At 58.3% G+C, this 17,659-nt stretch carries 12 protein-coding genes; 4 read left to right on the top strand and 8 right to left on the bottom strand.

Annotated elements, in window-relative coordinates:
- Positions 1–351 precede the first annotated feature (351 nt).
- Positions 352–1,287, top strand: coding sequence for a KpsF/GutQ family sugar-phosphate isomerase (locus tag J1D76_RS05000; RefSeq protein WP_421137300.1), 936 nt, complete (start codon positions 352–354; stop codon positions 1,285–1,287).
- A 155-nt stretch (positions 1,288–1,442) separates the two neighbouring features.
- Complete coding sequence (locus J1D76_RS04995; protein ID WP_421137299.1) at positions 1,443–2,072, top strand: acyltransferase; 630 nt, start codon at positions 1,443–1,445, stop codon at positions 2,070–2,072.
- Between the two features lie 160 nt (positions 2,073–2,232).
- Here J1D76_RS04995 and J1D76_RS04990 read toward each other — a convergent pair whose 3' ends face one another.
- The 7 genes from J1D76_RS04990 to acnA all read right to left on the bottom strand — a co-directional run bounded on the left by J1D76_RS04990 (position 2,233) and on the right by acnA (position 14,287).
- Positions 2,233–5,703 carry an HAD family hydrolase gene (locus J1D76_RS04990; RefSeq protein WP_421137298.1) on the bottom strand — a complete coding sequence of 1,157 codons (3,471 nt, stop codon included), beginning with the start codon at positions 5,701–5,703 and terminating at the stop codon, positions 2,233–2,235.
- 219 nt (positions 5,704–5,922) lie between these two features.
- A complete protein-coding gene (locus J1D76_RS04985; protein WP_421137297.1) occupies positions 5,923–7,005 on the bottom strand; it encodes a polysaccharide biosynthesis/export family protein in 1,083 nt (360 codons plus the stop codon).
- A 40-nt stretch (positions 7,006–7,045) separates the two neighbouring features.
- Positions 7,046–8,152 (bottom strand): ABC transporter permease, encoded by a 1,107-nt coding sequence (locus tag J1D76_RS04980; RefSeq protein WP_421137296.1) that lies wholly within the window; start codon positions 8,150–8,152, stop codon positions 7,046–7,048.
- A gap of 48 nt (positions 8,153–8,200) precedes the next feature.
- Positions 8,201–8,854, bottom strand: a complete 654-nt coding sequence (locus J1D76_RS04975) for an ABC transporter ATP-binding protein (protein ID WP_421137295.1) — start codon at positions 8,852–8,854, stop codon at positions 8,201–8,203.
- Between the two features lie 13 nt (positions 8,855–8,867).
- Positions 8,868–9,662 carry an ABC transporter permease gene (locus tag J1D76_RS04970; protein ID WP_421137294.1) on the bottom strand — a complete coding sequence of 265 codons (795 nt, stop codon included), beginning with the start codon at positions 9,660–9,662 and terminating at the stop codon, positions 8,868–8,870.
- 237 nt (positions 9,663–9,899) lie between these two features.
- Positions 9,900–10,691, bottom strand: a complete 792-nt coding sequence (locus J1D76_RS04965) for a CPBP family intramembrane glutamic endopeptidase (protein WP_421137293.1) — start codon at positions 10,689–10,691, stop codon at positions 9,900–9,902.
- Positions 10,692–11,545: 854 nt separating this feature from the next.
- Positions 11,546–14,287 carry an aconitate hydratase AcnA gene (gene acnA / locus J1D76_RS04960; protein ID WP_421137292.1) on the bottom strand — a complete coding sequence of 914 codons (2,742 nt, stop codon included), beginning with the start codon at positions 14,285–14,287 and terminating at the stop codon, positions 11,546–11,548.
- Positions 14,288–14,508: 221 nt separating this feature from the next.
- Here acnA and rlmM point away from each other — a divergent pair, with 221 nt between their 5' ends.
- Together rlmM and tusA are read left to right on the top strand one after the other, a co-directional pair.
- Positions 14,509–15,582 carry a 23S rRNA (cytidine(2498)-2'-O)-methyltransferase RlmM gene (gene rlmM, locus J1D76_RS04955; protein ID WP_421137291.1) on the top strand — a complete coding sequence of 358 codons (1,074 nt, stop codon included), beginning with the start codon at positions 14,509–14,511 and terminating at the stop codon, positions 15,580–15,582.
- A 175-nt stretch (positions 15,583–15,757) separates the two neighbouring features.
- The gene (gene tusA, locus J1D76_RS04950) at positions 15,758–16,009 is read left to right on the top strand and encodes a sulfurtransferase TusA (RefSeq protein WP_421137290.1); all 252 of its coding nucleotides are present in this window, start codon (positions 15,758–15,760) and stop codon (positions 16,007–16,009) included.
- 109 nt (positions 16,010–16,118) lie between these two features.
- Here tusA and J1D76_RS04945 read toward each other — a convergent pair whose 3' ends face one another.
- Positions 16,119–17,522, bottom strand: coding sequence for an MATE family efflux transporter (locus J1D76_RS04945; protein WP_421137289.1), 1,404 nt, complete (start codon positions 17,520–17,522; stop codon positions 16,119–16,121).
- Positions 17,523–17,659 lie beyond the last annotated feature (137 nt).

The raw sequence follows: 17,659 nt of genomic DNA, 5'->3' as shown, positions 1-17,659 counted from the left end.
TGCGTACCTGATGAAAAATGCTCAATAAATTTGGCGCAGATGATAATACAAATGGCACCTTGCCACGCAGGAAAAGTAGGAGGTTTCCGACATTTTTTTCACATTTCTCACGGGTGTAAACGTGCGATGACGTGGAGGGATTAAACGCTCCGATGAGCGGTCGTTGGCTGGCGTAATACGCAATTGACAAGTGTCGGGAAACTCCGGTCTTGCAGGCGCTTGTTCGCAAATTCAGGCAAGGGGAGGGAAGGATTCGCACGGTGCTAGTCGGAAAGGGCCCACATCACGTTTCCTGCACGCGACCCAACCGGTAACATACGCGCCACTAAATCAAGGAACGATAGCGTCCCCATGAATCACCTCCCCATCGCCAAAGAAGCCCTCAGCGCCCAGGCGCAAGCCATCAGCCAACTCGCCGAACGCCTGGATGGCGAATTTCAACGGGCTGTAGAACTTATTCTCGGTTGTAAAGGCCGGGCAGCCGTCTGCGGTATGGGCAAATCCGGATTGATCGGCCAGAAAATGGTCGCCACCTTCGCCTCTACCGGTACCCCAAGCCTGTTCCTGCACCCAGCCGAAGCCTTCCACGGCGACTTGGGCATGCTCAAGCCCATCGATGTAGTGATCCTGATTTCCTACAGCGGTGAAACCGAGGAAGTCATCAAGCTGATCCCAAGCCTGAAATCCTTCGGCAACCCGATCATCGCCATGACCGGCAATGGCCAATCCACGTTGGCCAAGCACGCCGACATCTGGCTCGACATCTCCGTAGAGCGCGAGGTGTGCCCGAACAACCTGGCACCGACCACTTCTACCCTGGCCACCATGGCCATGGGCGATGCACTCGCGGTGGCGCTGATTGCCGCACTCGACTTCAAGCCTATGGACTTCGCCCGCTACCACCCCGGCGGCAGCCTCGGCCGCAAATTGCTCACCCGCGTCAGCGACGTGATGCACACCAACATCCCCAAAGTCAGCCGCGACACCTCGTTTCACGACTGCCTGCTGGTCATGACTTCCAGCCGCCTGGGCCTCGCCCTGGTCATGGACAACGACAAACTGATCGGCATCGTCACCGACGGCGACCTGCGTCGCGCCTTGCTGGAAAACCCAGGCGTGATCAACGAAAACGTCGCCAGCTTCATGACCGCCAAACCTCATACCGTGAAAGCCACAGCACAATTGTGTGAGGCAGAAGCGTACATGCAGGATCACAAGATTCGGGCGTTGCCGGTGACGGCAGAGGGGAGTGATGAGGTGGTGGGGGTTGTTGAGATTTTTGATTGATTAAACCGATTTAGATGGCCGCGAGTGGTAGCAATGGAGTGCCTATTACTTATCGTTAGTGCTGGTTGGTGGCGTTTTTAGATGCCAGGGTACTAGAGCCGCAAATGTTTGTGGAAAATAATAAATACGCCGTTGTTACCCATTGCGAGGTTTAAGTGCTTTCCGAACACCCAAGCGTTATCAATAATGGCGAGAATAATGTCATTGAAATTCACCCGGCCGTGCGGATCGAGTCCACAGTCAGGATCCAGATCGATGGTAATAATCACGTTTTGCGAATAGGTGAGAACACTGTAATTCGCAACATGAACATTATTTTTTCCGGCGCCTATAACGTTGTCGAGATAGGCAAAGGATGCAATCTGAGAGGTGCTATTCATGCGCGCCAGGCAGAGTCAAAACTGCTGATTGGGGCAGGGACGACGTTCGTCGGGGCGCACCTGTTCGCAATGGAAGGCAAAAGTATAGTGATTGGAGAGGATTGCATGTTCTCCAGTGGGATATTCGTCCGCACCTCTGATGAGCATCCTATTTACGATCTGCTTGGGGGGGAGCGGTTGAATGACGCACAAGACGTTGTTTTGGGGCGACATGTATGGGTAGGTGAAGGTGCAACGCTTGGAAAGGGCGCTAACATTCCAGAAGGCTGTGTGATTGGTGCGAGGTCTTACGTAAGCAAGCGCCTTGCAAGAGCCAATTCGATTTATGCAGGCGCACCTGCACGCCTTATGCGGGAAAGTGTCGTTTGGGATCGTCGTTTGAAAAAGACACCACTCGAGCCTTGAGAGTGGTAGTCGCAGGGTGAATTCCAGTTCGGATTCTTTACTGCGATTAAACGTTTCTGAGGCGGCAAAGCGATAGTTTGTCACGGATTGCTTTCTAGAGATTAAAACGGACCCGGCCCATGATTCATTGGTTTTCAATGAGTCATGGGCCAGGCTTTTTTTACTGGTTAGCGGCCCGGATCAGATACAGACGCCCCAGCAATCGAACGTGCGGACTTTTTGAGTCGCTAAAGAATTTCGCTGGCGTTAGTTCAAATTTTTGAAACTTTCTATCGTTCGAGGTTTTTCTAACCACCCAGCGAACCAATCGTTGTTCAATGCGATTGAAGCTCTTTGTTTGCGCGGCAGGTTTGGATGCAGACGCTTTTAGCGAAGTGGCTTTGGGCGCTACAGCTGAGCTGTTTGCCTTATTGTCGTTCTTGGCTCGTTGCAAAACCACTGCGCCCACTTTCCAGACGCAGTTCACTTCTGGATTGCCGTCTATTGGCAAGATTGTTTTAAGGCCAGCACCGCCGTAGGCATCTTCAAAAACCAGACCAGCGAACATCTGAGCGTCAACCGGATGCGGCTCGCTAAAGAATTTCTCAAGCACGCGCAGTGATTTGACCGGCTCGATATCGAGGTTCTTCAAGCGGGGGCCAAAAATGCTGGCTGTTTCTTCAATGAAGCTCAGTGCTCCCTTGTGGATTTTATGAACCACTTCTTCGCGTTTTGCCTCTGCCGCAAAGCGATCCATAAAGATCGGCGTCAGTCGACCATTCCAGTCACGATCCATGCGCACGAAGGAAGTATCCACGCTGCTGAACAGTGTCTCGTAGAGAGGGACGTTTCGGCAGAATGGATGGTGGGTGTCGTGACGATCCACAAATTCACCGAGATAGCCTCTGATCGGCATTCCATACGCGTCTACGCGTTTCAGTGCCTGGCGGAAGGTCATCAGGTAATAACCGCCAAACAGCTTTTGGCGATCAGTCAGCAAGTACAGGGATTCTTGCATGGTGCCGGCATACCCTATGTCAACCAAGGCCACTTCGCCGTCATCCAGCAGGCCGGTTCCTTCAAGGTATTCGAGGTAATTTGTCCGTTCCTTTTTCGCCGCACTGACAATGAGTGGCAGCAGATCAAGGAAAAATGGCTTGAGCATTTCCTGATGTTTGTTAGTGACAATTGTCTCAAGCGAGAGGTCGTGTTTTGCGAGAATGTCCATCGGGACATTGGCTGGGTAGACACCAAAACGAGACGAGAGCAGGTGTTGGATGCTGGTGCGGGCAAAATCCACCTGAAGCAGGTCCATGACGCCATGTTCATCGCGTACCTTTGCCAGGTTCACTGCTCTGCGAGAGCAGAGGAGGTAGTGGCTGCTTGGCGCGTCGGGATAATTCTGCGCGATGCGGTCATAGGCTTCCTTCATGATCAAGCCATCACGAGACAGGAAGTAGAGACGCTTGACGCCGTCGCGGATGGCTTTTTCCATTAGCCATTTCGTGTAGCCCAGCAGCATCGGGCCTTGGCCGTAGTAACCCAGGCGCCAAGGGTCACCGCAGAACAGGGTGCCGCGTCGATGTGGCAAGTAAGGGTTGTCGTGGAATCGGTTGCCTGCGACAGCCAGGATCATTTTCCAGTCGAGAGAATGGCGTTCTTCGTCGCGAGACCAAGGGTTCTTGAAGCTGTCGCACTCCGCGAACACTTCCGAGGCTTTGACCAAGTGGAACGGTTTGATGCCACGATCTTTGGCGCGAACCACGTCCGCCGCAACGTTATCTCCAACGTGGAGAATCGTTTTTGGATCAACATTCAGGTCTTCAAGTACGTGGTCGAACAATCGTCCGTTGTGTTTCTTCACGCGTGCTTCAGACGATACGTAAAAGCGGTCGTAACCTTCATAGCCATTCTTTTTGAGGATGGCCTCGAGGAAATCGCGAGGCAGATACATGTCGGAAATGATGATGATGCGCTTGCCCAGGCTACGGGCTTCATTGAATGCCTTGAACCCCGACAACCTTGGGTAAAGGATGTCCATTTCCATCTGCATTTCCAGCTGTTTAACGCGCTCGGCGAGTTCTTCGCCAACACCGGTCTGTTCTGCGAATGCCTGATAGATCTCATCGATGTGGGTTTCGCCATCACCACGTGCGATTGCTTCTTCGAAAGCGGCTTTTTCTGCAGCGCGTCTTGCGGCACGGAAATCAAGGGAAGGAAGATTGCAGATCTGCCGTACTTCTTCGGACATGAATTCGAACATGTCGGAAGGCGACTTGAATGGGCGGTAAAGCAGCGTGTCGAACACATCGAACGAGATGATCGGGTGCCGAAGAATCTGCTGTGAAAGCTCACGGCAATGATCCATCGACGACTCTTCTCGTACCTGATTGAAGTAGCCGAGTTGCTTGAGATATTCGGGCTCGCGCCGCAACTCCATCAGTGCATCGGCGACCGGCACTTGTTCGTTCCAGAGTGGAAAGTCACCGGCGGGACGAGAGGCAACTTCTGCCAGCCAACGAGCATAGCCTTTACCATCTTCGGCGAGCATTTGTGCAGGCAGGTGCTTTGTACGAATTGCAGAGATGATCAACTCATCGCGCACTATCGGTTGACCCGCGGTGACCTGCGCAAAGAACTCATCCCAGTCGTTGGTGGTAGCGAATGGAGTGATATGACTGGCGCCAAGTGTCAGCAACGGTTTTTGCCAGAATGCTGCCTGATAGCCGAGAGAAGACGAGATCGAAATGACCCCGTCCATTTCCGGAACCAGTAGCTGCGATACCGATGGAATTTTGTCGAAGCTTTCGAAGTAGGCAAAGTTCGGGAAGCGCGAACGCAGGTAGCTGATGTTCTGCGCAGTCAGGACCGCACTTCGCGTCTGGCCTGACCAGTAGTTAGTCACGACCAAGGCCTGATTGGCCGGCATGCGGCCCATGATGTCTACCAGTACATCGAACTGACTGCGTCGCCCCAACACAGAGTCGATCATGAAGTAGCCGTCGATCTGCAGCGGCAACAGCACAACGCTGCGAAAGCGTTGTTTCAAGTCATTGATGGAGACTTGAGTAGGGGCTATCGAACTCAAAAAGCGAGCTTCATGATCCCTCAAGGCATCAAGGGCCGATATTTCCGCGGCACTGACAAGCTGATTGGCAGGGACCGTACTGTCACCCAGCAGGCCGGTATCAAACGCAACCAGATTGGCAAACGGGGCGCGCGAGAAGAAGCCTGGCATCTGATAAATGATGCGTGCATTTGGGAAAATTTCCGCGAGACAAGACATCGGGGCTTCCCAGACAAGAATGACGTCTGGTTCGAATCCGGATGGCAGATCTGCTGTCAGCAGATCTGCGAGGCGAGTGTGCTCGCCCTCTTTGTAGTCCTTGGCTTGATGCCGGAGTGAGCGCTCAAGCGTGTTTTCGCCTTCGGTCCAGGTCAGTGGATCAATCGTTGACAGCGAACCAAGTGCTTCGACATGGCCATCTCGTAGCGCTCGTTCAGCAATGACCTGGCTTACGATGCAGTGGGTGTTTACGCCTGCGCCGCGAAGCGCGGTGACCTGTGGAACGATGGAACTGCGAAGCGTGGCGTAGCGAAACTCAGGGTTACCCAGCTCGATGGCGGGCTCCAGGTAGAAAAGGACGTTCATTCAATTTCCTTGAATTCTGCTGAAGTGTTTCTTACCGGGCAATCCTTGAGTCAGCTTATATAAAGACCAGTATGTGACATCCCTGTCTTTTAACTTGTTCGCGCTGTACAAAATTCACTGGCCGCCCAACAAACACTCCACTCATTATAAATATCGATTTGGCATGCCGCCGCGACAGGGGCCGTGGCGGCGAGCATGAAGTCCAATGGACGTTCCTGCTTAGTTCGGGCTTACGCCCACAGCGCGACCCAATACAAGGGTCTGAACGATTGGCCCAATAATTTTTTGCCATTCGTACACGGCTGCGTTGGTTACGTAGATCGTATCGTCTGGCTTGAGCATGACTTGCCGGGCATAAAAAATGGCGGCGGGGTCACGCATGTCAATACGCATGACAATTGGCTTGGCCGCTTGTGTAGCAGTGGCTTCACCCATGCGGAACACGAATACGCCTTGCGGATTAGCGTTGGCCTCTTTCAAGCCACCAACAGAGCCCAGTGCATCCAGCAAACTGGCGTTCTGGGAGGGCAAATCGTGCAAGCCAGGCTCACCCACAGCACCCATCGCTACAAAGCGTTGGCGTGCGCGGTCCAGAATCACTTCGGAATTGGGCTTCAGTACGAAGTTGTTACCGGCGAGGATATCTTCGTAGTTGTAGGTATTCGCTTGAGCGCCATTGCGTACAGTGACGTTGACCAGATGTGGTTCCATCACCGGACCGCCAGCCTGATTGACAGCGTCGAGCAGTGTCAGTGGACCTTGCAAGGTAGAGAAGCGCCCGGGCGCCTTCACAGCACCTGCCACCAGCACCGAGCCGGACAGATCGCCAACCAGGTCAACGTGCGCTTGCACGTCCGTGGTCACGCCCTTGAGCTTCAGACGAATCATGTCCTCGACCTGAATCAGGGTCATGCCGGCAACGAACTGATGGCCAACATACGGCAGGGAGATCATCCCTTTGTCGTCGATGCGTACCTTGAGCTGGGTGCCGCCCGTTGCCAATGGGGCGAACAGGCCACTGCCGTCCGGGGCGTTGTCAGTGATCAATACGCTGATCACGTCACCACCCATCAGTCGCACGCTCTGAGCCATAGGCGTGGTGATTTTGGCTTTGGCTGGTTTGGCGGCCGGGCGCATGTACGGTGCGATGGTGTCGGCGTTGATGTCCACCAGGTCATATGCAGTGCTTTGGTGTCGGCTTTCGATATCGCCTTTGTATGGGCCAGCGCCAGACATCACGCCACTGCAGCCGGTCAAAGTGAGGGTCACCAGCATCAAACCCGCAACAGCGCTGTTTCGCATGCTCAAGTTCAGGGGGCGAAGGGGCAGGCCAGTAATGGATTTAATCACGATGATCCTCGATCGATGCAATAAGGAAGCGGGCAATACCGTAGAGCAACAGCAGGGCCATGAAGAGGGTCGCCAGGTTGTACAGGCGCTCTGGGTACAGGGCCAATTGCGGTGTGTTCGGGCTGACCACGGTGACCAAGGTGCGGATTTTCTTGCTGGCCTCAATACGGGCGTTGTCCAGTGCGGCAACGGCGGTCTTGTAGGTTTCTTCGGCGATGCCGGCGTCCAAGGTCAGTTGTTGGAAGCGCGAAGCGACAACGTTCAGTTGGTCACCATCCGGCGCGGAAACCAGCAGGCGCTTCTCGGCAACCAGTTGTTCACGAATGGCATTGACGCGTTGTTGTTGCTGCTTGACTTGCGGTGAGTCCGGACGAAGCTTGTAGAGCATCTGGGTCAGCACGGCGCGCTCTTTGGAATGCTCGGCTTCCAGCGTGTCAATAATGCTGGCACGGCCCTGGGCCGAGCTTTTACCGTCCAGTACCTTGTTGCGGTCCTGGAAGGTCAGCAGTTCTTCCTTGCGTTGGGTGTAGTTCTTTTTCGCGCCTTCCAGTTCGACTTGGGCGAAGCGCATCTGCTCACGGGCGATGCTGTGGGAGACTTCGTTCACGAAGTGTTCGCTGGCCTCGAGAATGGTCTTGACCATTTGCTCGGCGAGTTCCGGACTGAAGGCTTGTACTTCAACTTTCAGCAGGCCGGTGGTTTCGTCGTAGTGCGCGGTGACCATGCGCTGGTAGTACTCGAGCAGGTCTTCGCGCTCGGTGTCGGTGTCCAGCCAGAAGAACGGGTCGCTGCGTTGCTTGCTGTATTGCTCGACCCAGTGCAGGCGATCTTCCAGCAGTTGCATCATGTCCATCGACACAATGTATTCGCGCAGGTACAGGGTCTCTTCGCGGGAGGCCGGGTTGGTGCCGGTCAGCAGCATGCTCAGGCCGGGCATCTGTGCCGCCGAGTTGTTGCCGTCCTGGCGTACCACCACTTGCGAGGAGCTGACAAAGCGGTCCACGGCGAAAAAGCTGTAGTAGACGGCGGCCAGTACCATCGGCAGCACGATCAGCCCCAGTGTCAGGCGCCAGCCCTTGAATTTACCCGTACTGCTCATATGCACACGCATCCTTGAAATGAAACTGTTCACGCCCCAGTCAGGCGATCAGGTGTTGTAGGCCTTGATGCCTTCATCGACATCGTCATAGATCTGCACCCCGCCATCGCGCACCAGCAGCACGACGTCACAGAGCTTTTTGATTTCGGGCATGCTGTGGGAAACCAGCACCACCTTGGATTGCTGCAGGCGTGTTTCGAACACGTCTGTGCACTTGCGCTTGAAATGCGCGTCACCCACCGACATCACTTCGTCGATCAGGTAATAGTCAAAGTCGAAGGCCATGCTCAGGCCAAAGGCCAGGCGCGAGCGCATGCCGGAGGAGTAGGTCTTGACCGGCTCGTCGATCCAGCTGCCGATTTCCGCGAAGTCTTCGACGTAGCTGATTTTCTGGCGCATGGCGTCACCCTCGGCGCCGTAGACCCGGCTGACGAACTTGATGTTTTCGCGCCCGGTCATGGTGCCGTGCAGGCCGCCGGACAAACCGACCGGCCAGGAAATGCTCTTGTTGGTGACCACCGTGCCGGAGTCCGGAACATCGGCGCCGCCCAGCAGGCGCATCAGGGTCGATTTGCCCGAGCCGTTGCGACCGATCAGGCCAATGTTCTTGCCCGGTGGAATTTGCAATGACAGGTCGCGGAACACGTGCCGGCGACCTTTGGGGGTCAGGTAAGACTTGGTGATATTTCTGAGCTCGAACACGGGAAGCCTGCGGTTAGCCGTTCTTGGAAGAGATCAAATGCAGTCGACGAACCCGGTAGGTGCCCAGGGAGACGAACAGCAAGACCAGGGTGAACGCGATGACGTAGTGAACCGAAATGCCATCGACCGTCACGTAGTGCGGGAAGATTTCGCCGCGGATCAGTTCCAGCAGATGCAGGAATGGGTTGAGCAGCAGCACGGGCAGCATGGCGTGCGGCAGGTAGGCGGCGGGAATGAGCACGCCCGAAAGGAAGTACAGCGGGAAGAACATCATCCGCAGAAACAGGGCACTGCTGGGCATGGCATGGGCAATCAGCGACAGCAACATGCCCAGGCCAAAGGAAAACAGCACGCCCAGCAGGATGGTCAGCATCCATTCGATGGGGGCCTTGATGGACATGTCGAAGCCGTACCAGGCAAAGCCGAACACCAGGATGGCGTAGGCGCTGGCGGAGATGCTGAACTCCACCAGTACCCGGGCGATGTAGGTGTCGAGTGGCTTGATCTGTTTGTAGGCAAACAGCGAGCGGTTTTCCTTAGGGCTGTTCATCAAGCGCAAGGCGGTGTTGCGAAACAGCAGGAAGGGCGCCAACCCGACCAGGACGAACACCGGGTAATCGATCCCGGCGACGGTGCTGCCACGAATCAGGCTGAAGGCGACGCTCAGAATCAACAGGTGGGCAATCGGTTCCAGCAGCGTCCAGCTCGCGCCCATGCGCCGGTCGCCGAAACGCGAACGCGCTTCACGCAGCACCAGGGCAAAAATGACGGATTTTTTGATTTGGAGGGAAGAACGGGGCTTCAGCATGATTTACCGCACAGCACAACGGCGCGATAAACGCGTTGTTTGAATTCATTTTCAGAGGAACCGTCTGTAGGACGGGTCGCTTCCATTCGTGGGGCGGGAGGGTAAACGGTGTGGGAGACAGGAGTCAAGCCGCTTAGTTCCCTACCGATAATCGGGCGTTGGTGCCAATGTTTACGGCGTTTTGATCGGTTATGACTGCTCGGGCAGGGTGTTGAGGTTGTTCGAAATGATCGGTCCTTAGCCGGCCAGCATCGGGTAGGTAAACAAGCCGAAATGCAGCAGGTTCAACCCGAAGTGGGTGGCAATGGCGGCCGCGAGGCCGCCGTAGCGATAAGCCAGGCCATAACCGGTGCCGGCCATGCTCGCCAGCATCACCCATTGCCATCCGGCGCCCCAGTGGACCAGGCCGAACAGTAGTGCTGCGATCAGCCAGGCCAGGTGTTCGCCGTGGGGCAGGTGTTTCAGGCGTCGGCCCAGGCCGCCCTGTATATAGCCGCGGAACAGCGCTTCTTCCACGACGGTCACCAGCAGCAGGTTGTTGTTCACCCACAGCCAGGCCTGCGGCGGCCATTTCGGCGACCATTCGACGATGCCCAGCAGGCAAGCCGCACCGAGGGTGGTGAGGGCGGTCAGGCTCAAGGCGAGGATGGTTGCCTTTAATGTCTGCGCCGGGGAATGACGACCGATGATCCACGGGCACACGATCAGCAGCCAGAAACCGATCAATGGCTTGTCGAGGTTGAGGTTCATCGAGAAGGGGACAGCGGTTTCGGTGAAGCGCGCCTGGTCGATCATCCTGGCGTTGTAGAAGCCCGGCCAGAGGTGAAGCGCCAGGGGCAGCGCCATGCCGATGAACTGGGCATGGCCGAGGTAGCGGCCAACGCGATGGTGGGGTTGCCGGACGGCGTAACCAGCGAGCGCCAGCACAAGGATTGCAAGGCCGACCAGCGGGGTCAGTTGCCCATAGGTGAGTGCGAGGACGTAACCGGCAGCGAGCAGTGTCAGGTACGGCCAGGGCAGCACGAGCATGGTGGATCCTTGGTTCGGTTGGGGCTTTCCTTAAATGTGGGCTATTTAGGCAGAAATGACAGTCGCTCGGCGAGTGCAATTCCATTTTTTGTGCGTATGTCTATGGGTAGGAGCTGGCTTGCCAGCGAAGGCGTCCGAAAGGCCGATACATGGCTCGAGATTGCCTTCGCCGGCAAGCCGGCTCCTACAGGGTGTGCGTTGCCACAAGGATGGTCGTGCGACCCGGTTATTGTAGGAGCTGGCTTGCCAGCGAAGGCGTCCGAATGGTCAATGCATGGCTCGAGATTGCCTTCGCCGGCAAGCCGGCTCCTACAGGGTATGCGTCGCCACAAGGATGGTCGTGCGCCCCGGTTGTTGTAGGAGCTGGCTTGCCAGCGAAGGCGTCCGAATGATCAATGCATGGCTCGAGATTGCCTTCGCCGGCAAGCCGGCTCCTACAGGGTGTGCGTCGTCATGGAAATGGTCGTTCGTGTCGAATTGTAGGAGCTGGCTTGCCAGCGCAGGCGTCCGAAAGGCCGATACATGGCTCGAGATTGCCTTCGCCGGCAAGCCGGCTCCTACAGGGTGTGCGTCGTCACCAGGATGGTCGCGCGCCCCGGTTATTGTAGGAGCTGGCTTGCCAGCGAAGGCGTCCGAATGGTCAATGCATGGCTCGAGATTGCCTTCGCCGGCAAGCCGGCTCCTACAGGGTATGCGTCGCCATGGAAATGGTGGTTCGTGTCGAATTGTAGGAGCTGGCTTGCCAGCGAAGGCGTCCGAATGGTCAATGCATGGCTCGAGATTGCCTTCGCCGGCAAGCCGGCTCCTACAGGGGGTGGGGATGTTGATCCCTGTTTGGGAGCCGGGCCAAGCACTCAAGACGCAATCAATTGCCGCAACACATAATGCAAGATCCCTCCCGACTTGAAGTACTCGACCTCGTTGAGCGTATCGATGCGGCACAGAACATCGACTTTCTCGTAGCTGCCGTCCTCGCGGGTGATGACCAGTGTCAGGTTCATCCGTGGCGTGAGCTCGACGCCGGTCAGGCCGAGGATGTCCAGGGTTTCGCTGCCGTTGAGGTTCAGGCTCTTGCGGTTCTGGTCCAGTTTGAACTGCAACGGCAACACGCCCATGCCGACCAGGTTGGAGCGGTGGATCCGTTCGAAGCTTTCGGCGATGACCGCTTTTACCCCCAGCAGGTTGGTGCCCTTGGCCGCCCAGTCGCGGCTCGAACCGGTGCCGTATTCCTGGCCGGCGATCACCACCAGCGGTGTGCCCGCTGCCTGATAACGCATGGCGGCGTCGTAGATCGGCATTTTCTCCCCGGTGGGAATGTAGCGGGTATTGCCGCCTTCTTCGCCACCGAGCATCTCATTGCGAATGCGGATGTTGGCGAAGGTGCCGCGCATCATCACTTCGTGGTTGCCGCGCCGTGAGCCGTACGAGTTGAAGTCCCGCGGCTCCACGCCTTTGTCGCGCAGGTATTGGCCTGCCGGGCTGTCGGCCTTGATGTTGCCGGCGGGGGAGATGTGGTCGGTGGTCACCGAGTCGCCGAGCAGGGCGAGGATGTTGGCGCCGCTGACATCCTTGACCACCGGCGGCGGGCCGCCGATGTCGTCGAAGAACGGCGGATGCTGGATGTAAGTCGAATCGTCCTGCCAGACATACGTCGCTGCCTGCGGCACTTCAATCGCCTGCCACTGTGCGTCCCCGGCAAACACCTCGGCGTACTCCTTGTGGAACATCGCGGTGTTGACCTTATTGACCGCGTCGGCAATTTCCTGGCTGCTGGGCCAGATGTCCCGCAGGTAAACCGGTTTGCCGTCCTTGTCTTCACCCAGCGGCTCGCGGCTGAGGTCGGTGCGCACCGTGCCGGCCAACGCATAGGCCACCACCAGCGGCGGGGAAGCCAGCCAGTTGGTTTTCACCAGGGGATGCACCCGGCCTTCGAAGTTGCGGTTGCCGGAGAGCACGGACGCCACGGTCAGGTCGGCTTGCTGAATGGCTTTTTCAATCGGTTCCGGCAGCGGCCCGGAGTTGCCGATGCAGGTGGTGCAGCCGTAACCGACCAGGGCGAAACCCAACTCATCGAGGTAGTGGGTCAGGCCGGCCGCCTTATAGTAATCGGTGACCACTTTCGAGCCGGGCGCCAGTGAGCTTTTCACCCAGGGTTTGCGTTTCAGGCCTTTTTCTATGGCCTTCTTCGCCACCAGCCCGGCCGCCATCATTACGCTCGGGTTAGAGGTGTTGGTGCAGGACGTGATGGCGGCGATTACCACGGCACCGTTTTTCAGCCGGTAGGTCTGGCCTTCGTAGTGGTAGTCCGCCTCGCCGGCGAGGTCGGCGTTGCCGACCGCGACGCCACCGCCACCCTCACTTTCCAGGCGTCCTTCTTCTTTACTGGTAGGCTTGAATTGCAGGTCGATGAAGTCGCTGAAGGCTTGCGCGACGTTCGGCAGCGATACCCGGTCCTGCGGGCGTTTTGGCCCGGCGAGGCTGGCTTCGACGCTGCCCATGTCCAGCGCCAGGCTGTCGGTGAACACCGGTTCCTGGCCGGGCAGGCGCCACAAGCCCTGAGCCTTGCTGTAGGCCTCGACCAGTTGCACGGTCTCGGCGGGGCGGCCGGACAGGCGCAGGTATTCCAGGGTCACGTCGTCCACCGGGAAGAAGCCGCAGGTGGCGCCGTACTCCGGGGCCATGTTGGCGATGGTCGCGCGGTCGGCCAGCGGCAGGTCGGCGAGGCCGTCGCCGTAGAACTCGACGAATTTACCCACCACGCCTTTCTTGCGCAGCATCTGGGTCACGGTCAGCACCAGGTCGGTGGCGGTGATGCCTTCCTTGAGCTTGCCGGTGAGCTTGAAGCCGATCACTTCCGGAATCAGCATCGACACCGGTTGCCCGAGCATCGCCGCTTCCGCCTCGATGCCACCGACGCCCCAGCCGAGTACGCCGAGGCCGTTGATCATGGTGGTGTGGGAGTCGGTGCCGACCAGGGTGTCGGGGAAGGCGTAGGTGCGGCCGTCCTCGTCTTTGGTCCAGACCGTGCGACCGAGGTATTCGAGGTTCACCTGGTGGCAGATGCCGGTGCCCGGCGGCACCACGCTGAAGTTGTCGAAGGCGCTTTGGCCCCAGCGCAGGAACGCGTAGCGCTCGCCATTGCGCTGCATTTCAATGTCGACGTTTTGCTCGAACGCGTTGCTGCTGGCGAACTTGTCGACCATCACCGAGTGGTCGATCACCAGGTCCACGGGTGACAGCGGGTTGATTCGCTGCGGATCGCCACCGGCCTTGGCCATCGCCGCACGCATGGCGGCCAGGTCGACCACGGCCGGAACGCCGGTGAAGTCCTGCATCAGCACCCGCGCCGGGCGGTACTGGATTTCCCGGTCGGAGCGGCGCTCCTTGAGCCAGGCGGCCAGCGCCTTGAGGTCGGCGCCGGTGACGGTTTTTTCGTCCTCCCAGCGCAGCAGGTTTTCCAGCAGGACTTTCAACGACATGGGCAGCTTGTCCAGATCGCCCAGGCTCTTGGCAGCGTCGGGCAGGCTGAAATAGTGGTAGGTCTTGCTCCCCACTTGTAGGGTTTTCAGGGTGTTCAGGCTATTGACGGAGGGCATTGCGATCACTCCTTTGAGTCCGCACGGCTACGGACGGAGGGGACGGGCAGAGCATTAAACCTAGCCCTGTTTGAAGTAGCTGGCTAATAACTGGACTCTATCGACAAGTCCGAGGTTCCGAAGTCGGCTATCATGCGCGGGTTTTCGTGACAGGCTTTGCTTCAACGCAAGCCTGGGCATCGCGCAGTGGCCGAATTCCTCGCCATTGCCCAGGAGTAAGAATGAACACCCTTTTTATGCATTGCCGACCGGGCTTCGAAGGCGAAGTCTGTTCCGAGATTTCCGACCTGGCGGCGCGGCTGAACGTGGCCGGTTATGCCAAGGCCAAGGCAGCCACGGCCTGCGCCGAGTTTGTCTGCGCCGAAGAAGACGGCGCCGAGCGCCTGATGCGCGGGCAGCGTTTTGCCGAGCTGATCTTCCCGCGCCAGTGGGCCCGGGGAATTTTCATCGATCTGCCGGAAACCGACCGCATCAGCGTGATCCTCGCACACATGGCCGATTTTCCGCTGTGCGGCAGCCTGTGGCTGGAAATGGTCGACACCAACGACGGCAAGGAGCTGTCGAACTTCTGCAAGAAATTCGAAGGGCACCTGCGCAAGGCGCTCATGGCTGCTGGCAAACTGGTGGAAGACGCCCACAAGCCGCGTCTGTTGCTGACTTTCAAAAGCGGTCGTGAAGTGTTCATGGGCCTGGCCGAGGCGAACAATTCCGCCATGTGGCCGATGGGCATCCCGCGCCTGAAGTTCCCGCGCGAGGCGCCGAGCCGCTCGACGCTAAAGCTGGAAGAGGCGTGGCACCATTTCATCCCGCGCGATCAGTGGGACGAGCGCCTGCACAGCGACATGACCGGCGTCGACCTGGGCGCTGCGCCCGGCGGCTGGACTTGGCAACTGGTCAACCGCGGCATGCTGGTGACCGCCATCGACAACGGCCCGATGGCCGAGAGCTTGATGGACACCGGGCTGGTGCAGCACTTGATGGCTGACGGTTTCACCTTCAAGCCCAAGCAACCGGTGGACTGGATGGTTTGCGACATTGTCGAGAAACCGGCGCGCAACGCGGCGATGCTCGAAGAGTGGATCGGCGAAGGGCATTGCCGCGAGGCGGTGGTCAACCTCAAGCTGCCGATGAAGCAGCGTTACGCCGAAGTGAAACGCTTGCTGGAGCGGATTGCCGACGGCTTCAAGGCCCGCGGCATCAAGGTCGAGATCGGCTGCAAACAGCTGTACCACGACCGCGAGGAAGTGACCTGCCACCTGCGCCGCCTGGACATCAAGAAACCCAAATCCCGCTAACCCCACACCACCCTGTAGGAGCTGGCCTGCCAGCGAAGGCGGTCTATCAGTCACTTTCAATGTTGAATGACCCACCGCTTTCGCTGGCAAGCCAGCTCCTACAAGGGCCGTGCGAGCCAGAGATGACTTGGCACCCGGCATTGCGCGACAATGCCGGCCAGTTTAGGAGTCCATCATGAGTGAAATGCTTGACACGCCGGTAGACGGCACCCTCGACGCCACCGGCCTTAACTGCCCGGAGCCGGTGATGATGCTGCACCAGCACATTCGTGACCTGGTGCCCGGCGGCCTGCTCAAGGTGATCGCCACTGACCCGTCGACCCGTCGCGACATTCCCAAGTTCTGTGTGTTTCTCGACCACGAACTGGTGGCGCAACACGAAGAGGCCGGCACCTACCTCTACTGGATCCGCAAAAAATCCAGCTGACCCCCCTGTAGGAGCTGGCTTGCCAGCGAAGGCGGTGTTTCAGTCACTATCAGTGTTGAATGACCGACCGCTTTCGCTGGCAAGCCAGCTCCTACGGGCCTAGTGGTGCCTAACCCGTGCTCAGGCGAATCCGTTTACGCGCACTGCGCGTCAATCGGATCGACAGCATCAGCGCCGCGCAGCTCAGGCCGGCGATCAAGCCTTCCCAGAGCCCGCTCGGACCACTGGCCGGGCCGAACAAATCGGTCAGCCCCAATACGTAACCCACCGGCAAGCCAATGCCCCAATAGGCGAACAGGGTGAGGATCATCGTCACCCGGGTGTCCTGGTAACCACGCAGTGCGCCTGCGCAAATCACCTGGATCGCATCGGAAAACTGATACAGCGCGGCATAGACAATCAGCATCGACGCAATCTGGATCACGTTTTGGTCAGGGGTGTAGATCGAGGCGATTGGCTCGCGCAGGCACAGGATCAGCGTCGCCGAAAACGCTGCGAACACCAACGCGGCGCCGAGCCCGACCTTGGCGGCGAAGCGTGCCTGCCAGGGGTTGCCAGCCCCCAGCGCCTGACCGACCCGCACGGTCACCGCCATGCCCAGCGAGTAAGGGATCATAAACAGCAGCGAACTGATATTCAGCGCGATCTGGTGCCCGGCTACCACGGTCGAGCCGAGGCTGCCGATCAGCAGGGCGATCACGGCGAAGATGCTCGATTCGGCGAACACGGCGATACCGATCGGCAGGCCGATGCTGACAATGCGCTTGATCTCGGCCCATTTCGGGCCATCGAAGCGCACCAGCACCCGGGTGCGGGCATAGAAGGGCGCGAAGAGCGTCCACCCGGCCATGCTCAACGCCATGAACCACATCACAATGCCACTGGCCCAGCCGCAACCGACGCCACCGAGGGCCGGTGCGCCGAAATGGCCATAGATCAAGGTGTAGTTCAGCGGGATGTTCAGCAGCAGGCCGCACAAGCCAATGACCATGCTCGGGCGAGTCCGCCCCATGCCATCGCTGTAGCAGCGCAACACGTAATAGAACGCCATGCCGGGAAAGCCGAAGGCGATACCGTGCAGGTAACCCATGCTTGGCTCGATCAATAGCGGGTCGACTTTCATCCAGTGCAGGATCGGCTCGGCGCTGAGCAGCAGGCCGCTGCCCATCAATCCGACACACAGCGCGAGCCACAATGCCTGGCGGACCAGCGGGCCGATTTCGTCGAGCTTCCCGGCGCCAAAGCGTTGCGCGACCTTGGGCGTGGTCGCCAGCAGGATGCCGGACATCAACAGGTAGACCGGAATCCAGATCGAGTTGCCCAGGGCCACCGAGGCCAGGTCCCGTGGGCTGACTCGGCCGGCCATCACCGCATCGACGAAGCCCATGGCGGTGGTGGCCAGCTGCGCGACCATGATCGGCAGGGCCAGGCTGAGCAAGCCCTTGAGCTCGACGCGAACCGGCGTGGTGCGCGCAGGCGCCAGGGCGGCAGTGTTGTCAGTTACAGAATTCAATGGCGAAACGTCCGAAAGGTGTTGAAGCACAGGCGCGCATTCTACGCGTTGACGCGCCAGTCAGGAAAAGACCCGTGTTAGCGATTTGTAATCGATGCTTGTGCAGGACCCCATGTGGCGAGGGGGCTTACCCCCGT

The sequence above is a fragment of the Pseudomonas sp. NFX15 genome (genome assembly GCF_049132105.1).
In the GTDB taxonomy this organism is placed as follows: domain Bacteria; phylum Pseudomonadota; class Gammaproteobacteria; order Pseudomonadales; family Pseudomonadaceae; genus Aquipseudomonas.
Note: the sequence above shows the minus strand (reverse complement) of the source record. Positions and strands in the feature narration are given on the sequence as shown.